This window comes from Flavobacterium laiguense, assembly GCF_003097655.1.
GTDB classification, from domain to species: domain Bacteria; phylum Bacteroidota; class Bacteroidia; order Flavobacteriales; family Flavobacteriaceae; genus Flavobacterium; species Flavobacterium laiguense.
In genome coordinates this window covers 1-14610 of record NZ_QCZH01000011.1, presented here as the reverse complement: position 1 = coordinate 14610, position 14610 = coordinate 1, and the positions used below count along the sequence as shown (strand labels likewise).

Annotated in this window: 17 protein-coding genes; 5 read left to right on the top strand and 12 right to left on the bottom strand. The window is 34.2% G+C overall.

Going from position 1 to position 14610, the window contains the following annotated elements; translation table 11 throughout:
* Position 1: 1 nt before the first annotated feature.
* Entirely contained in the window at positions 2-1123 is a 1122-nt protein-coding gene (locus DB891_RS10685) for a cysteine desulfurase family protein (RefSeq protein WP_116763361.1), read from the bottom strand.
* 3 nt (positions 1124-1126) lie between these two features.
* On the bottom strand, positions 1127-2050 hold the full coding sequence (locus DB891_RS10680) for an EamA family transporter (protein WP_116763359.1): 924 nt from the start codon (positions 2048-2050) through the stop codon (positions 1127-1129).
* Between the two features lie 301 nt (positions 2051-2351).
* On the opposite strand from DB891_RS10680, the gene DB891_RS10675 reads away from it, so the two are divergent.
* The gene (locus DB891_RS10675; RefSeq protein ID WP_116763357.1) at positions 2352-3299 is read left to right on the top strand and encodes a hypothetical protein; all 948 of its coding nucleotides are present in this window, start codon (positions 2352-2354) and stop codon (positions 3297-3299) included.
* Positions 3300-3390: 91 nt separating this feature from the next.
* Here DB891_RS10675 and DB891_RS10670 read toward each other — a convergent pair whose 3' ends face one another.
* Together DB891_RS10670 and DB891_RS10665 are read right to left on the bottom strand one after the other, a co-directional pair.
* Complete coding sequence (locus DB891_RS10670; RefSeq protein ID WP_116763355.1) at positions 3391-3942, bottom strand: Smr/MutS family protein; 552 nt, start codon at positions 3940-3942, stop codon at positions 3391-3393.
* The gene (locus tag DB891_RS10665; RefSeq protein WP_317046004.1) at positions 3932-4105 is read right to left on the bottom strand and encodes a hypothetical protein; all 174 of its coding nucleotides are present in this window, start codon (positions 4103-4105) and stop codon (positions 3932-3934) included. The genes DB891_RS10670 and DB891_RS10665 overlap by 11 nt, the downstream gene beginning before the upstream one ends.
* 423 nt (positions 4106-4528) lie before the next feature.
* Between DB891_RS10665 and DB891_RS10660 the strand changes: the two genes are divergently transcribed.
* Positions 4529-5788: a tetratricopeptide repeat protein gene (locus DB891_RS10660; protein WP_116763353.1), complete on the top strand. Its 1260-nt coding sequence runs from the start codon at positions 4529-4531 to the stop codon at positions 5786-5788.
* A 209-nt stretch (positions 5789-5997) separates the two neighbouring features.
* Here the strand turns inward: DB891_RS10660 and DB891_RS10655 are convergent, their stop codons facing one another.
* Positions 5998-6669 (bottom strand): YiiX family permuted papain-like enzyme, encoded by a 672-nt coding sequence (locus DB891_RS10655; protein WP_116763351.1) that lies wholly within the window; start codon positions 6667-6669, stop codon positions 5998-6000.
* Positions 6670-6743: 74 nt separating this feature from the next.
* On the opposite strand from DB891_RS10655, the gene DB891_RS10650 reads away from it, so the two are divergent.
* Entirely contained in the window at positions 6744-7094 is a 351-nt protein-coding gene (locus DB891_RS10650; protein WP_116763349.1) for a DUF1801 domain-containing protein, read from the top strand.
* 43 nt (positions 7095-7137) lie between these two features.
* Here the strand turns inward: DB891_RS10650 and DB891_RS10645 are convergent, their stop codons facing one another.
* The 3 genes from DB891_RS10645 to DB891_RS10635 all read right to left on the bottom strand — a co-directional run bounded on the left by DB891_RS10645 (position 7138) and on the right by DB891_RS10635 (position 9480).
* Positions 7138-7998: a hypothetical protein gene (locus tag DB891_RS10645; protein ID WP_116763347.1), complete on the bottom strand. Its 861-nt coding sequence runs from the start codon at positions 7996-7998 to the stop codon at positions 7138-7140.
* Between the two features lie 15 nt (positions 7999-8013).
* Positions 8014-8832 carry a 3-deoxy-8-phosphooctulonate synthase gene (kdsA, locus tag DB891_RS10640; protein ID WP_116763345.1) on the bottom strand — a complete coding sequence of 273 codons (819 nt, stop codon included), beginning with the start codon at positions 8830-8832 and terminating at the stop codon, positions 8014-8016.
* 195 nt (positions 8833-9027) lie between these two features.
* Positions 9028-9480, bottom strand: coding sequence for a 2-dehydro-3-deoxyphosphooctonate aldolase (locus DB891_RS10635; protein WP_116763343.1), 453 nt, complete (start codon positions 9478-9480; stop codon positions 9028-9030).
* Between the two features lie 180 nt (positions 9481-9660).
* On the opposite strand from DB891_RS10635, the gene DB891_RS10630 reads away from it, so the two are divergent.
* Positions 9661-10218, top strand: coding sequence for a YeeE/YedE family protein (locus DB891_RS10630; RefSeq protein ID WP_116763341.1), 558 nt, complete (start codon positions 9661-9663; stop codon positions 10216-10218).
* A 3-nt stretch (positions 10219-10221) separates the two neighbouring features.
* Positions 10222-10635, top strand: coding sequence for a DUF6691 family protein (locus DB891_RS10625; RefSeq protein WP_116763339.1), 414 nt, complete (start codon positions 10222-10224; stop codon positions 10633-10635).
* 322 nt (positions 10636-10957) lie between these two features.
* Here DB891_RS10625 and DB891_RS10620 read toward each other — a convergent pair whose 3' ends face one another.
* The 4 genes from DB891_RS10620 to prmA form a co-directional block, all read right to left on the bottom strand.
* Positions 10958-11629: a lysoplasmalogenase gene (locus tag DB891_RS10620; RefSeq protein ID WP_116763337.1), complete on the bottom strand. Its 672-nt coding sequence runs from the start codon at positions 11627-11629 to the stop codon at positions 10958-10960.
* A gap of 8 nt (positions 11630-11637) precedes the next feature.
* Positions 11638-12909, bottom strand: a complete 1272-nt coding sequence (locus tag DB891_RS10615; protein ID WP_116763335.1) for a sterol desaturase family protein — start codon at positions 12907-12909, stop codon at positions 11638-11640.
* Positions 12910-13222: 313 nt separating this feature from the next.
* Positions 13223-13498 carry an ATP-dependent Clp protease adaptor ClpS gene (locus DB891_RS10610; protein WP_116763333.1) on the bottom strand — a complete coding sequence of 92 codons (276 nt, stop codon included), beginning with the start codon at positions 13496-13498 and terminating at the stop codon, positions 13223-13225.
* Between the two features lie 43 nt (positions 13499-13541).
* Complete coding sequence (gene prmA, locus DB891_RS10605) at positions 13542-14375, bottom strand: 50S ribosomal protein L11 methyltransferase (protein ID WP_116763331.1); 834 nt, start codon at positions 14373-14375, stop codon at positions 13542-13544.
* Positions 14376-14610: the final 235 nt, after the last annotated feature.

The window sequence follows — 14610 nt, the reverse complement described above, 5'->3', positions numbered from 1 at the left end:
ATTAAATACTTTTCAACCCCTCGATCAATAAATCAACATCCTCTTTGGTATTGTAATGACTGAAAGAAATACGGATACTTGGTTTTTTTAAATCTTCCTCCGATAACATTTCGGCCAATACATGTGAAGGTCTAATACTTCCGGATTGGCAAGCACTACCTCTCGAAACGGCTATTCCTTTCATGTCTAAATGAAACAAAAGCATAGCGGTTTTATTTTCTTCAATGGGTAAAATAACATTGAGTAGGTTGTGAAAAGTATTTTCTCCGTTGATTTTAAATTCAGGAAAATTCGCTTTTAGTCTTTCGATAGCATAGTCTTTTAATGAAGCAATGTATTGGCTTTCGGCTTCTAGGTTTTGGTATGAAAGCTCTAAAGCCTTGGCCATTCCTGCAATTTGATGTACGGCTTCGGTTCCCGGGCGTTGTCCTTTTTCTTGCTCTCCACCAAAAAATAAAGGTTGTAATCCAGAGTTTTTTCGAACAAAAGCAAAACCAACTCCTTTTGGACCATGAAATTTATGGGCACTCGCCACTATAAAATCAATAGGAATTGTTTGTAAATCAATTTTGGTTTTCCCAACAGATTGTACGGTATCCGAATGGAATAAGACATTATGTTCTTGACAAATCCGGCTCACTCTACCGAGGTCTAAAATGGCTCCGGTTTCATTATTGACATGCATCAACGAAACTAAAGTCTTTTTTTCTTCCGATAATAATTCGACCAAATGCGTTAAATCGAGTTCACCATTGGACTTTACATTTACAAAATCGATTTGTATGGCGTATTCTTTTTGTAATTCCATCGCCGTGTGTAAAACAGCGTGATGCTCTATTTTACTGGTAATGATTCGGGTTACCTTCAAATCTTTTACGGCTGATCGCAGAATCCAGTTATTGGCTTCGGTACCGCATGAAGTGAAAATAATTTCTTGTGCAGTAGCATTCAACTGCTTGGCAATCGATTTTCTGGAAAGTTCAAGGATGCTTTTGGCATTGCGCCCCAAACTATGGGTAGAGGAGGGATTGCCATAATCTTCGGTCAGCACTTTGGTTATTTCCTGTATTACTTCTGGACGAAGAGGAGTCGTAGAGGCATTATCGAGATATACTTTTTTCATATACTATAGAGATTTTGAATCCTCAACGATTGTCTTGGATTTGTTTTTTTTAGCAAAAATTATTTTCTGATTGAAAACAATAATGGAGACCAAAATTAAGGAATAGGAAATCATTTGAAGTAAAGTTACTTGTTCCTTAAAATAAAAAATTGCCAAAGCAAAATTGATGATCGGATTGATGTACATTAAGATTCCCACCGTTGATGAGTTGATTCCTTTTAAAGCATAAAGGTTTAAAAAAAGCGGAACAATGGTAAAAAACACGACGATGCAAAATAAGCAAGCATAAAATAAAGGTTCCGTAGGGATAGCTCCGCTGTATTTTGGATAAAAAGGCAGAATTAATAAAGCAACAAAAAGCAACTGTATGTTCAAAACCAGAAATTTATCGATTTCACTATTCTTGCGCTGACTTACCAAATACAAAGCATAGGTTGAAGCCACAACCAAGCTGTAAAAAATATCGTGTAGATTATTTAAAGACAATAAAGTACAGCTAAAAGCACTTATAGCAACCGCTACCCATTGCCATTTACTTAATTTTTCGTGTAGCAAAAAGAAAGCAAAAACGGTAGTCAAAATGGGGCAAATCAGGTAAGCCAAAGAACCCGCTTTGACATTGATGTGATTGACAACATAAATGAAAATAAACCAATTGGAAGCCAAAATCAAACTTCCAGCTAAGGTCAATACTACAATGGTTCTTTTTCTTTTTTGTGGCATTGCTTTAAAATTATTCCAGTTTTTTCGAATGTTTTTTTGTCTAAAAACGAGATTAATAGCCGTCATGGTCAGTACGCTAAAAAACACGCGATAGAACAGTATGTCCAATGAGGGGTAATTGGATATTGGTTTTAAAGCCAGACTGAAAAACCCCCAGATAAAAAATGCCGTAAAAGCAGCGAAATAGTATTTGTATTTTTTCATTGAAAAGTAGAATTCGGGGCAAAGATAAGGAATTCTATTGCGAATCTATGTCTTTAATAAGTTGCTAAGAATCTGAGAAACTAAGAGGATAAGATTCAAAACACAATAAATTGATTTCAATATCAGGCTTGAAAATGCATGTATTTGGATAGTTATAAAATTTAACATCTATCCACCTCATTATTTCAAAACTTAGAATCTTAGCATCTCAGTATCTATTTCTGAGTTAAAATAGACCTTTTTGGCTCGTAAAGTTTAGGAAACAAATTAAAAATTCTACTTTTGTTCAAAATAATATATAATGAAACGATTTCTAGGGATTTTGATTTGCACAATTGCATTACACAGTTGTGATGATGGTGATTTAGTGGTAGATAAAATTGATTTTTCGGCAGTGCAAACACAAAGTTGTGCAACCAATAATCTACTTTATAAGCTCAACGAAAATGAATCTTTAATTCTTAAAGTTCCAGCTGCTACTTTTGTCAACAACCCAACGGATCCAAATGCACCAATTATTCTGGATGTAAACGGAACGAATCAGGTAGTATATAGTTTTTATAACGGGAAAGTGGTTTCTGGAAATATTTGTGACGTAATTCCTCCTGCAACGCCAAATGTAAACAGCCAGTGGAAAGCATCATCGGGTAAGATAGAAATTGTCACAACCGATATTAAGAAACTGGATGAAACCAATAACAGTACTAGAATAACAGGGTATAATAACAATATAGTTTTCAAAAACATCACTTTCGATAAAGGAGATGGAACCAGTCAGTTTTATGAAACCTTTGCTTTTGGCGATTACACAAAACCAGCTGATCCTTTACCATTTGCTTTCAGCGGACTTTTAAACATTTGCAGTAATGGTCAGGTCTATGGTTTTAGTGCTAGCGAATCATTTACATTAAATATTGATTCAGCATTAATCGCTAACGAAGTAACAGCTCCAAATGCCCCTAGAACAGGAGTAATAGGAGCAACCGTAAACAAATTGGTGTACAGTTTGTTTACCAATGGAGTTGTATCACCTGATTATTTTTGTCAAGCTACGGTGCCATTGTTGCCTACCGTTAGTCAGGAATGGTTAGGAAAAGTAGGGGGAATTATAGAAGTGACTACTTCGACCAACGGGCCTAATGTTTTTAAACACGTTATAATCCTTAAAAATGTAACGCTAGTAAAAGGCAATAGTAATTTTCAATTGGGTACCAGTTACAAATACGGGGAATTGCAAACCGTTAAATAATAAAAAAAATAGTGATGATAAAAAAACGTCAATTCTCATAAAAATAGAGAATTGACGTTTTTTTTGCTTTCTTTTTAATGAGAAAGAGAATCTATTTAGTATTCTGCTTAAAATACACCTCGGTTGCACCTGAACCGTATTTTTGATAATTAGCATCTTGAAAAATTACATTGTCATAACGTCCCAATAAAAAATCCAACTCCGATTTCAAAATGCCTTCACCCACACCGTGAATGAAAACAATCTTCGGAATCCGATTGCGAATTGCAAATTCAATATGGCGTTTGGCTGTTTCCGACTGTAAAGTCAAGATATCGTAATTGGACATTCCACGCTTGTTGGGTACCAGTTTTTCAATATGCAAATCAAACTCAGGAACAGGCAATTCATGTTTGTCTTTCTTCTCTTTTACAAAACTCCGTGGTTTCGGAATCTCCTTTTCTTTTGATATTTCACTGATGTTAATGCCTTTTATGCCATCCATTAAATTACCGGAATCCCCTATTTTAATGAGTTCATTGGCGGCAAAATTCATCATAAAACCATCTGTCGTTTCAATAGTCACCACTTTGTCTTTTACCGACAAAACCACGCCATCGACCGCTTCATCCAGCACCGAAACTTTATCTCCTTTATTGAACATCGTCTTCTTCTTTATCTTGATTTTTACTTGGTGTTTTGCTACTCAATCGCATCATACACATCATAAAAATTACTATGGCAATCACCATTACATAGATATTTTTATCCTCACTTGTCTGTTCGTATAAAGCAACACCAATGGCGATCACCATTAGCAGAATCATATATTTTTTCATATCCTCATTTTCAGTCTTCAAAAATACTAAACTTTTTGAGTTATTGAGACGAAAATAAATTGTGTTATGGTTGAGCAAAATAATTGTATTCAAAAAAAATATAATAATTATAAGAATTTTATTTATTAAAAAATAAAAAACGTGTATTTTATCGATGATAAATGTATTTAAAGGTTATTTTCCTTAACTTTAACATTAAAGTTGCTAAGTATGTTTCTAGTGATATTTATAGGTTTTTAGAAATGTGTTTCTAAAATTTATAAAAGGCTACAGGTTAGTTGTAACTAAAATTAAAATAGTGCTATTTTAGGCTAGTCCGTAATCAAGAATATTTTTTACGATTCTGGCAAAGCAAACTGGCTAAGTGGTTTTTTTTTGAGGTATCACGACTTTAATTAAAATCTGATAATTATGAAAAATATTTTAAAAAACATTCTCGGTCTGTTATTGTTTATCCCTTCTATTTATGCTCAAAAAGAGCAAATTAAAGAAGCACAAAAGGAATTAAAATCTGGTAATTCTGAACAAGTTATTGCTATTCTATCTCCTGTGGAGTACTTAATTATCAATGCATCTGATGAGGATAAAATTAACTTCTATTATTTAAAAAGCTCCGCTTTAGTTAACTTACTAAACAAAAACGGTAATGACTTTAGAAGTGAGTCTATGGCTGTTACGGCATTGAAAGATTTAATTCGAATGGAGCAAGAAGCATCTATTGATAAGCATACGTCAGAAGCCATTAAAACGTTGAGGAAAATAAAAATGGATCTTGTTAAAAGTGCCGAGGAAGATTTGGTAAGTCAAAATTTTATCGAATCGGGCAATAAATATCGTCAGACATACTTTATAGATGATAAAGATACATTGCAATTATATAATGCAGCAGTTAGCTATAAGAATGCCAATGAAGATGATTTGGCATTGAAATGTTATGAGGAATTAAAAGCGATTAACTATTTGGGTAATACAAATATTTATAGTGCTTATAATAAGAATACACATAAAGAGGAGTATTTTACTTCTATTGAAGAAAGAGACGCTAAAATTAAAAGTGGATTTTACATCAAACCAATGCAAAAGGTAAAGTCCAAAAAAGAAGAAATTTATAAAAGTTTAGCGTTGATTTATGTGAGAAAAGGCTATAAAGAAAAAGCGTTAAAATTTATTGGAATGGCTCGAAATTTGAACGATAATGATGATTCACTAGCCATTCTTGAGGCCAATTTGTATTTGGAAACAAAAGAATATGATTTTTTCGATAAACTAGCCACTATTATTGTAGAGTCAAAAATGAATAATTCCGAAGTTGCTTTTAATTTTGGAGTGAGTTGTCAAAACGAAAAGTATTATCAAGGCGCCGAAAAATATTATAAAAAAGCCATTGAAATTGACCCGAAATATGTACAAGCCTATGTCAGTCTTTCTCAGTTGTTAGTAGATGAAAGTGCTGGTATTGATTTGAAAATAAATCGATTAGGTGGTTCTGTATCCAATAAAGGAGTCTGTTCGGAATTGGAATTACAAAAAGAGCAAATTGTCAAGGAGGCGACTTTTTATATTCAAAAAGCAATAAGTATAGACCCTTTTAACAGCAGTGCAAAACAATTACTGTCGTCTATTAATCATAAGGGTAATAGTCAGACTACCGCAGTTGTTATTGAGGAATAAAATTTTAAAAATTAAAATAGAAACTCTTTCTTCGGAGCGACCAAGCGGTAGCATACATCTGCTGGGTAAGTAAGGCAAATCAAAAACTACAAAGTAATTAGCTATTATTTTGTAGTTTTTTGGTTTGGAGAGAATGTGGTTTTCTATGCTGTTTCAATCATTAGGATAGAATATTTGATGCAGAATAAAAAACCGTAAAAGAGAGGATCTTAGTACGTGTCAATTATGGTAGTCACTATTTTAGAACTTTCAAGGTTTGATGGAGCTACTACATTTTCATCTAGCGGGATATTGTTTCCATATCTTTCGGCTAATATAGCTTGAACTTTGGGATTCTTTAGATTAAAATCTTTTAACTTTTGGAGTGGGCACAATTCAATTCCTGCTCCGTTTTTATATATTTTCCAGATTAATTCGGAACAATATATTTTGTCATCAGACCATTCAAAATACAGATCATAGCTTTTGTTGTTCAATTGGTTTCCGTAAGCCTTCATTTTTTTAATCGTTTCTGGGCTCAAAAGTGTCGATGCATTTTTCAGTCTTGTTACCACAAAACGATTCTCTTTTCCGTGGGTAATCCAGACTTCGAGCGGTGTATATTTTACGGGCTGTACCGCTTCAAAAACATATTTTTTGCCATCCTGAATAAAGACAATGCCGCAATGAGAAAATTTGGAGTTCGTTGCTATTTTAATCGCCTCACATTGCTTGGATTGGGAAGTTTGAAAAATCATATCGCCTTCCTGTATTTTGTCTAATGGATTAACAGCTCGGGTACCAAAAAGAATATTCCCAAACATAGAATTGGCTATGAATAAGGCACACCCAAAACTCATCAGAAAGGTAATTGCGGCAAAAAGATACTTTGTTTTCTTCATTTTATTTTTTTAGATTTATAGTGCTTTGAGTCACAAAGCAAATGATAAAAATTAAGGATTCCAATATTTAATGAATGAAACTCACAGACGAATACATCTACCGCCAACCCGAAAAGTACCAAGTGATGTTATTGCATCTAATTAGCGTGTTTGAACGGGCTATTCCTGAATTGGAATTGCTATTCAAATGGGGAATGCCCTATTTTTATTATAAGAAAAAACCATTTTGTTATTTGGCTCCCAATCATAAAAAAGGTTTTGTAGATGTTGGTTTTGCTCGTGGATTTCAATTAAAAAGAAACCAAGATTGGCTTGTGGATGAAAAGAGAAATACGGTAAAGTCACTTCGGTATTTTAGTTCAGAAGCTATTGATAATGCAGTTTTGGATGATGTGATATTGGAAGCAGTAACTTTGTATAAATAAAAAAATCCCCCGGAGGAGATTTTGTTTATTTAAGATGTGTGAATTACAGTCTGAAGATACCTCCAAAAGAAACGATTGTTCCTCCGTGCCAAAAATGATGTTGAGCGTGATCATCAGTATAAGTAGTCCTAACATCTGTCATGTTAATATAGCCACCTTTTAACTCGGTTAGGATGTAAAAATGTTTGAAGAAAGTAAAATTTAAACCAGCATCAGCAGAAAAACCGTATCCAGATATATGAAACTCATCATGTCTTGGTTTTTGTAAAACTGTAGCGTCTGTTCTAGGAACTAATAATCCCATTCCTAATCCTTGTGTGAAATTTAGTTGAAATATATCGGTATTTGTAATCCCAAAAATTGAAGAGATATCGGTGTAATAAGCTGCTTCTGTAAAGACATAATTTAATCCATTTGTATGTTCAAATTTTAAAAATTTACCGTCAGTTAAATCTATTGGTTCGTTATTGTAAGTTCCGTTAAATTGAGAACCGGCTTCAGTCAAAGGCAAATTAATAGTTCCATTAATCATCGCTGTTTGATTTTGAGTCATCACATATTTCATGTGATCAATCCCAATAGAAACATTAAACTTATCGTGGAAAAAATAACCAACTTTCCAGTTAGTCTGAGATGTTGTTAATTTTCCAGGAGTAATATAATCAATATTCCAGCCTTTAGGTAAATCATGTGATTGTGCATTTTCTACTGTAAAATTGTATCCCTCTCCTTCAAAATGCAAATCGGAAGTAGTGTAATAAGTTCTATTTCCTCCCATGTGTCCAAAGAATTTCCCTTTGTTGTGGGCAGTATATCTTTCAGTAGTTGGTATATTTTCTTGGGCAAAGGTATTAATCGATAAAAAAAGAACTAAAAAGGAGACGTATAAAAAATTTGTTTTCAATGTTTTATTGTTAAATTAAAATTGATTTATGGTTTGTCTAATGGCAACCAACTTTGTCATTAATGCTTCAAAGTAATCTAAATGTAACATGTTGGCACCATCACTTTTGGCATTGGCTGGATCAAAATGGGTTTCTATAAAGATTCCATCTACACCTACAGCGATACCAGCTTTGGCGACTGTCTCAATCATATCGGGTCTTCCGCCAGTTACACCCGCCGTTTGGTTGGGTTGTTGCAAAGAATGGGTAACATCTAGAACTGTTGTTGCATATTGTTGCATGGTTGGGATACCACGGTAATCTACAATCATGTCTTGGTAGCCAAACATCGTACCACGGTCTGTTACCATCACGTTTTGATTGTTGCAATCCAATACTTTTTGTACCGCATGTTTCATGCTTTCAGGACTCATGAATTGTCCTTTTTTCAAGTTGACTACTTTTCCGGTATTGGCAGCAGCCACCACTAAATCCGTTTGACGAACTAGGAACGCTGGAATCTGCAATACATCTACATATTCAGCAGCCATAACCGCATCTTCATTGGTGTGAATGTCAGTAACGGTTGGTACACCAAAAGTTTTAGAAACTTTTTCTAGTATTTTAAGCGCTTTTTCGTCTCCAATTCCAGAGAAACTGTCTATCCTAGAACGATTTGCTTTCTTAAAAGATCCTTTAAAAACATAAGGAATTTGTAATTTATCAGTGATACCAACTAGTTTTTCTGCAATACGCATGGCCATTTCTTCGCCTTCAATTGCGCATGGACCAGCCAATAAAAAAAAGTTACCGCTCTCAGTATGTTTGATTTGAGGAATATGTTGTATGTTCATAATGTGTTTTTTTTGAAAGTGCAAAGGTAGTTTGATTTTGCGATTTCCTAATTACAAATTGAAATTAATTTTAGAATTGTATAAGCTATAATTAGGAGCTATTTCCTGCTATCCGCTTGTATCTTTTTTGTCTCGTGAAAAACGAGTCAAAAAAGAATACCGCTTCTATCAGGGCTAGGACAGTAGCGGTTTCAATTACATTTTCTTCAAACTTAGACCTACCGGAACCATCAATAGACCTCTTTCATAGATGTTCAAATACAAAATAACTGGTTTTTTCAAACCTTCCCAATTCAATTCGTATACATCTAGAAATCCAGCACCCATTTCACTATTTTTGGTCGGGAATGGGCAGCAGTTTTCCATTTTGGTATAGGTTATTTTTTCTCCTTTAGGTCCAGCCAAAGCATTCAAGAAAAATTTCTGGTTGATTGTGTCATTTTTGGTTCCTCTGAAGTAAATATTGATTGGATAGTCTTTATCATAACCATATCTTTTGTCTTTACTGTATGCTGTAATAACAAAGGAATTGTTTTTACCCACAACTGGTACAGGAGCATTGTTGTCTATGTTTTTTATTGATGATTTAATACTTCCGCATGAAGCTAGTAGAAGGAGTGTAGTAATGAATAAGGCTGTTTTTTTCATATTTTTGGAGTTAATTGTTTATTCCAATTTAAAGGTTTTATTACAATTTCAAAAATAATAAAAATGTAATTATCATTTAGTTTGATATTAAATTTTGTAATTGATATTATTTTTACAAATGTAACATTTCTCACATTAGGATTGCTTTATCCTTTTTATCTTTGTTGAAAAAGAAAATTTATGAATATTATTTTTCAAACATGGCCTTGGTACGTTTCGGGTTTTTTAATCGGAATGGTAATGCTTTCTCTAATTTATTTCGGCAAGAATTTTGGTATGTCAACCAATCTTCAGTCATTATGTTCCATGACGGGATTGGGTAAACGGATAGACTATTTTAATTTTGATTGGAAAGCCAATCGCTGGAATTTTCTTGTGGTACTAGGTGCTATGGCTGGAGGTTTTGTGGCGGTTCATTTTATGGGAGATCCTTCAAATGTTGCTATTAATCCCAAAACGATAGCGCAGTTATCCCAAATGGGAATCGAAGCTCCCAACGGTAAATTAATGCCTGATGCATTATTTGGAGACCAAATTTGGCAATCGCCTAAAAGTATTTTCATCCTTCTTATAGGTGGAATCTTAATTGGCTTTGGAGTGCGTTACGCAGGAGGATGCACATCGGGACATGCCATTTCGGGATTAAGTAATTTGCAATTACCTTCCTTGAAAGCGGTTATTGGTTTTTTTATTGGCGGATTGATTATGTCCCATTTTTTATTACCCTTACTTTTTTAGACTATGAACACATTAAAATATTTTTTCGTAGGATTCCTTTTTGGAATTGTTCTCACAAAATCCGAAGCGGTTTCTTGGTACCGTATTTATGAAATGTTTCAATTTCAATCGTTTCACATGTACGGAATAATTGGGGTTGCAGTTGCAACGGGAGTTATTGGGATTCAAATTATCAAAAGAAAAAACATCAAGGATATCAAAGGCTTACCTATTGAGATTCAAGAAAAAGATAACGGTTCTGTCCGGTATTTGGTAGGAGGAATATCCTTTGGATTGGGTTGGGCATTGGTGGGTTCTTGTCCAGGACCTATTTTTATATTGATAGGAGCAGGATTTATGCCTGTAATTATTGTACTTATTGGCGCATTGATTGGTACTGTTATTTATGGTGCTTTAAGAAGTAAATTGCCTCATTAATAGTCAATACTCTTCAAAAAAAAAGCATTTTCTAAATCGGGAAATGCTTTTTTTTAGGATAAATGCCACTTTTCACGAGAACTTTAAAGATAGATACTAATGTTGTTAAGTTAAATATTTTACGCTAGAGTTTTGCAGAAGCTGTTTCTCGCAAAGACGCGAAGACGCAAAAAAAATGGTTTTAAACTTTGCGCCTTCGCGACTTTTCCGAGGCATATTTTACACAAAAAAAGTAATATAAAATAAACATTTTCAGTGTTTTGGGAAAAGCGTTATTACTAGGAACAAATTAATGAGCCAGATCCATGAAATTTAACAAAACTTATTTTTTCGTATTCAATTTTAGAATACCCAAAACGATTAAATATTGCGCCATACAATAGGTTGCCATAATGAAAAATGAAGCGTGTGTTATTGGTGCATAAAACTTATTGAAAGCCAAAATACTATCCGAGCTCACAAATACAATGGCTCCCATTAGAATGTAATTGTTTGCTGGAGTTGCCCATTTTAAACTGCCTTTGAAAGCAAAGAAAAGCATCGTGGTAATCACAACGGCATAAACTAAAACTGGAATTTTTAGAGCACCCAGTTTGGGGAATAAAGTGTCGATCATGATAAAGAAATAGGCTAGTATTGCTAGGCTTCCCAACCAGAATATCTCTTTTTTTTCGTTGATTCGGGTGTTTTGCTGTTTGCTGAAAAGGACAATGTAAATAACATGCGACAGGAGGAAAGCCACTAGTCCGAAGATGAAATAGAGTTCGCCTTTGTCTGTAAATAAAAGTATAATATCTCCTATCCAAGAAAAAGTCAATGCCGTTAAAATGATTTTTTTGGTGGGAAAATTTTCAGCAACAGTAACAGCCACTAGTAAAAGAGGGAGCAAAAGAGGCTTCATATACCAATCGAATCCCTCTAAATTGAGGAAAAGGATAATAAGATAAAGAAGGGTAAAACCAATATACGTTTTGAGAAGTAAAGATGTTTTCATGCAGTTATTTAAGTGATTGTTACGGGAACTTTTTTTGCGTCAAAATTCGTGTTTACAAAGTAAATGGTAACGAACAATGACAAAACGAGGTATCCAATTATAATGGAGCTGGCAAAAGGGAAAAGACCGCTCATCCCAAACCAATCACCAAGAGAGACAATAATGGCGATGCCAAATAGAAAGCGAATTCCCTCCCAGAACAATGAAATTTTTCGGGTATCCATCAATTCGGTATAACTGTAAACGGTTAGAAAAATAAAGGCGCCATATACAAACACATTGGGTAAACCAATAATCGCTATTGAATTGTACATGTAGGTAATGAACAATAAAGTGATTAGGGTTTGAAATATGGACCAATACATTAATTTATTAGAATGCTGTGTGCCGTATTTTTCAAACGCATATACATCGGTGATTTTGTTTACGGGGTATTTTTCTTCAAAGTTTTCGGGTCTCCAACCTGTAGGTTTGAACCAAATGGTGAGTTTGTCTTTCCATTTTTCGGCACGCCAGGCATCGGTAACCAATAACCACAGGTGCTGAAAATTAATCCGGAAGGGATTCCACGTCAGTGCGGGTCTTGTTATGCCGAAAACCGGAGGAACAGCATCTAATTCTTCTTGAAAAGTACCAAAAATTTTATCCCAAATAATGAATATTTGCGAGTGGTTTTTGTCCATATATATGGGGTTGATCGCATGATGTACGCGGTGGTGGGAAGGAGTAACGAGTATTTTTTCCAGAAAGCCCATTTTTTTGATGTGTTTGGTATGGTACCAAAATTGCAAAAATAAATGAATAGGGAGTATGATGGCTATTACTTTTTGTGGCACTCCTAATAGTGCAGCTGGAATCAATAAAAAAGTAAAAAGATTGACAAAGCTCGAAACCGTCTGGCGCAAAGCACAAGCCAAATTAAATTCCTCGCTGCTGTGATGGATGGCGTGTTTGTTCCATAAAAAATTAATTTGGTGAGACAGACGATGACTCCAATAGCCATAAAAATCAATCACTATAAATCCAACGATATAAGCCAAAATGGTGGCTTCAAGATGTATTACGGCAAACTTGGTTTCGAACCATTCATACGATACAAGTGTAATGCTAAGTCCCAAAACATCTTTTACCGAATTGACCATTCCGGAGCTGATGCTCGAAACCGAATCCATGTTTGGAGAAGTGTCTTCTCCTTTATAATGGCCGTAGATTTTTTCGATTACAATTAAGATCAAAAAAACAGGCATAACAAAAATTAAAATTTTACCGTATTCTTCCATTTTGGGGATATTTTTTTTCAAATATAAAATAATTATCGATATTGTTATTGGTTTTACTTGTTATTTGTGTTTTGTTTCGAGTATTCAATAATTAGGATGCAAAACGCTGTAATTGCTTTGCCTATCCACTGTCGCTCGGGTCGTGTTCTATTTTTGGATTTGTACCTATAGGATAGATAATAGTTGGGACCGGAATTTGGATTTCGAAAATAGTTTTCAGTTTTGGGTAATCGACAAAAAAAAACCTACTTAAGATTGGTAATATCTTAAATAGGTTTCGTCAAAAACTCATTTTTGGAATGGTATTGTTAACTTAGATTATTTCGGCGCTTAATCCAGCGGCCAGTAATCTTGTGCATTGTACTTTTAATTTATCGTATTCACCTGTTTTTACGGTGCATTTCCCGTTGTAGTGCACTATTAGCGAACATTGTTCCGCTTGAATAGCAGTGTGACCACAAACTCGAATCAAGGTGTCAATAACGTGGTCAAAAGTATTTACATCATCATTATATACTATTATTTCGTTATTGATAGTAGTTATATCTTCTACTTTAACTCTTTCTCTTATTTTTTCTTTGGTACTCATGTTTTTAGGTTTTGTACTCCGGTTAATAATAAAAAAACTAGGTCTAATTTACGTATTTTATTGATACCCAGTTGTTTTTTTGAAGCTTTTTAACATACGTTAATCCTTTTTCTGTGCATGAAGCATCAATGTACGGTATGTCTTCTTCGTAAAAACCACTAAATAGTATTGTCCCTTTAGGATTTAGGCAATCTACATAACTTTGCATATCGTTCAGCAAAATGTTTCTGTTGATGTTGGCAATGATTAAATCGTATTTTTTGTCTTTCAGTAAAGCGGCATCACCTTCGTAAACGGTAATGTGTTTGCAGTTGTTACGTTCGGCATTTTCTATAGAGTTCAAATAACACCAGTTATCAATATCAATAGCGTCTATAGGTTGAGCTCCTTTCATTTCGGCAAGAATCGCGAGAATCGCTGTTCCGCAACCCATGTCTAATGTTTTCATACCGGTAACATCTATTTCTAATAAATGCTGAATCATCATGTGTGTGGTTTCATGATGTCCTGTTCCAAAACTCATTTTAGGTTCGATCACAATATCAAATTCGGCATCGGTTTTCGGGTGAAAAGGGGCGCGTACATGACAATTTCCCTCTACATCTATCGGTTCAAAGTTTTTTTCCCATTCTTCATTCCAATTCACTTGCTCAATTTCTTCAAAAGTATAATCGATTTTGAATTCCTCAGATTCTAAAATTTGAATATCATCTAATATCGTTTCGTCCCAAAGGTCTTTTTGTACAAAGGCAGAAACTCCTGTCTCGGTTTCGGTAAAGCTTTCAAAGGCTTTTTCGCCCAATTCCGCAATTAATATTTCCGACCCCAACTCTTTTGGTGCTATGGTAAAATGATACCCTATATAAATGTTTGACATGTTTAATTTTTTTTGCAAAGGTAACAATAGGGTGCAATCCTTTTTTGAATTTTTTCAACTATTTTAGGACTGTTTGTAATGGGCTTTGAAATGTGAGGGATATATTATGTTTATTTTGAGAGATCATGCTCGCAAGAGGGATAGAAGCTAGCTACCTTGTAGCGCATTCTATGATAAAAAACAATTAAATTTAAAAGATTAACTGGCAAATTTATATGTATTTATATATGGCGTT

Coding starts and splice junctions, on each gene's coding strand:
- DB891_RS10685 (WP_116763361.1), bottom strand. CDS start 1,123: ATGAAAAAAGTATATCTCGATAATGCCTCTACGACTCCTCTTCGTCCA.
- DB891_RS10680 (WP_116763359.1), bottom strand. CDS start 2,050: ATGAAAAAATACAAATACTATTTCGCTGCTTTTACGGCATTTTTTATC.
- DB891_RS10675 (WP_116763357.1), top strand. CDS start 2,352: ATGAAACGATTTCTAGGGATTTTGATTTGCACAATTGCATTACACAGT.
- DB891_RS10670 (WP_116763355.1), bottom strand. CDS start 3,942: ATGTTCAATAAAGGAGATAAAGTTTCGGTGCTGGATGAAGCGGTCGAT.
- DB891_RS10665 (WP_317046004.1), bottom strand. CDS start 4,105: ATGATTCTGCTAATGGTGATCGCCATTGGTGTTGCTTTATACGAACAG.
- DB891_RS10660 (WP_116763353.1), top strand. CDS start 4,529: ATGAAAAATATTTTAAAAAACATTCTCGGTCTGTTATTGTTTATCCCT.
- DB891_RS10655 (WP_116763351.1), bottom strand. CDS start 6,669: ATGAAGAAAACAAAGTATCTTTTTGCCGCAATTACCTTTCTGATGAGT.
- DB891_RS10650 (WP_116763349.1), top strand. CDS start 6,744: ATGAAACTCACAGACGAATACATCTACCGCCAACCCGAAAAGTACCAA.
- kdsA (WP_116763345.1), bottom strand. CDS start 8,832: ATGAACATACAACATATTCCTCAAATCAAACATACTGAGAGCGGTAAC.
- DB891_RS10635 (WP_116763343.1), bottom strand. CDS start 9,480: ATGAAAAAAACAGCCTTATTCATTACTACACTCCTTCTACTAGCTTCA.
- DB891_RS10630 (WP_116763341.1), top strand. CDS start 9,661: ATGAATATTATTTTTCAAACATGGCCTTGGTACGTTTCGGGTTTTTTA.
- DB891_RS10625 (WP_116763339.1), top strand. CDS start 10,222: ATGAACACATTAAAATATTTTTTCGTAGGATTCCTTTTTGGAATTGTT.
- DB891_RS10620 (WP_116763337.1), bottom strand. CDS start 11,629: ATGAAAACATCTTTACTTCTCAAAACGTATATTGGTTTTACCCTTCTT.
- DB891_RS10615 (WP_116763335.1), bottom strand. CDS start 12,909: ATGGAAGAATACGGTAAAATTTTAATTTTTGTTATGCCTGTTTTTTTG.
- DB891_RS10610 (WP_116763333.1), bottom strand. CDS start 13,498: ATGAGTACCAAAGAAAAAATAAGAGAAAGAGTTAAAGTAGAAGATATA.
- prmA (WP_116763331.1), bottom strand. CDS start 14,375: ATGTCAAACATTTATATAGGGTATCATTTTACCATAGCACCAAAAGAG.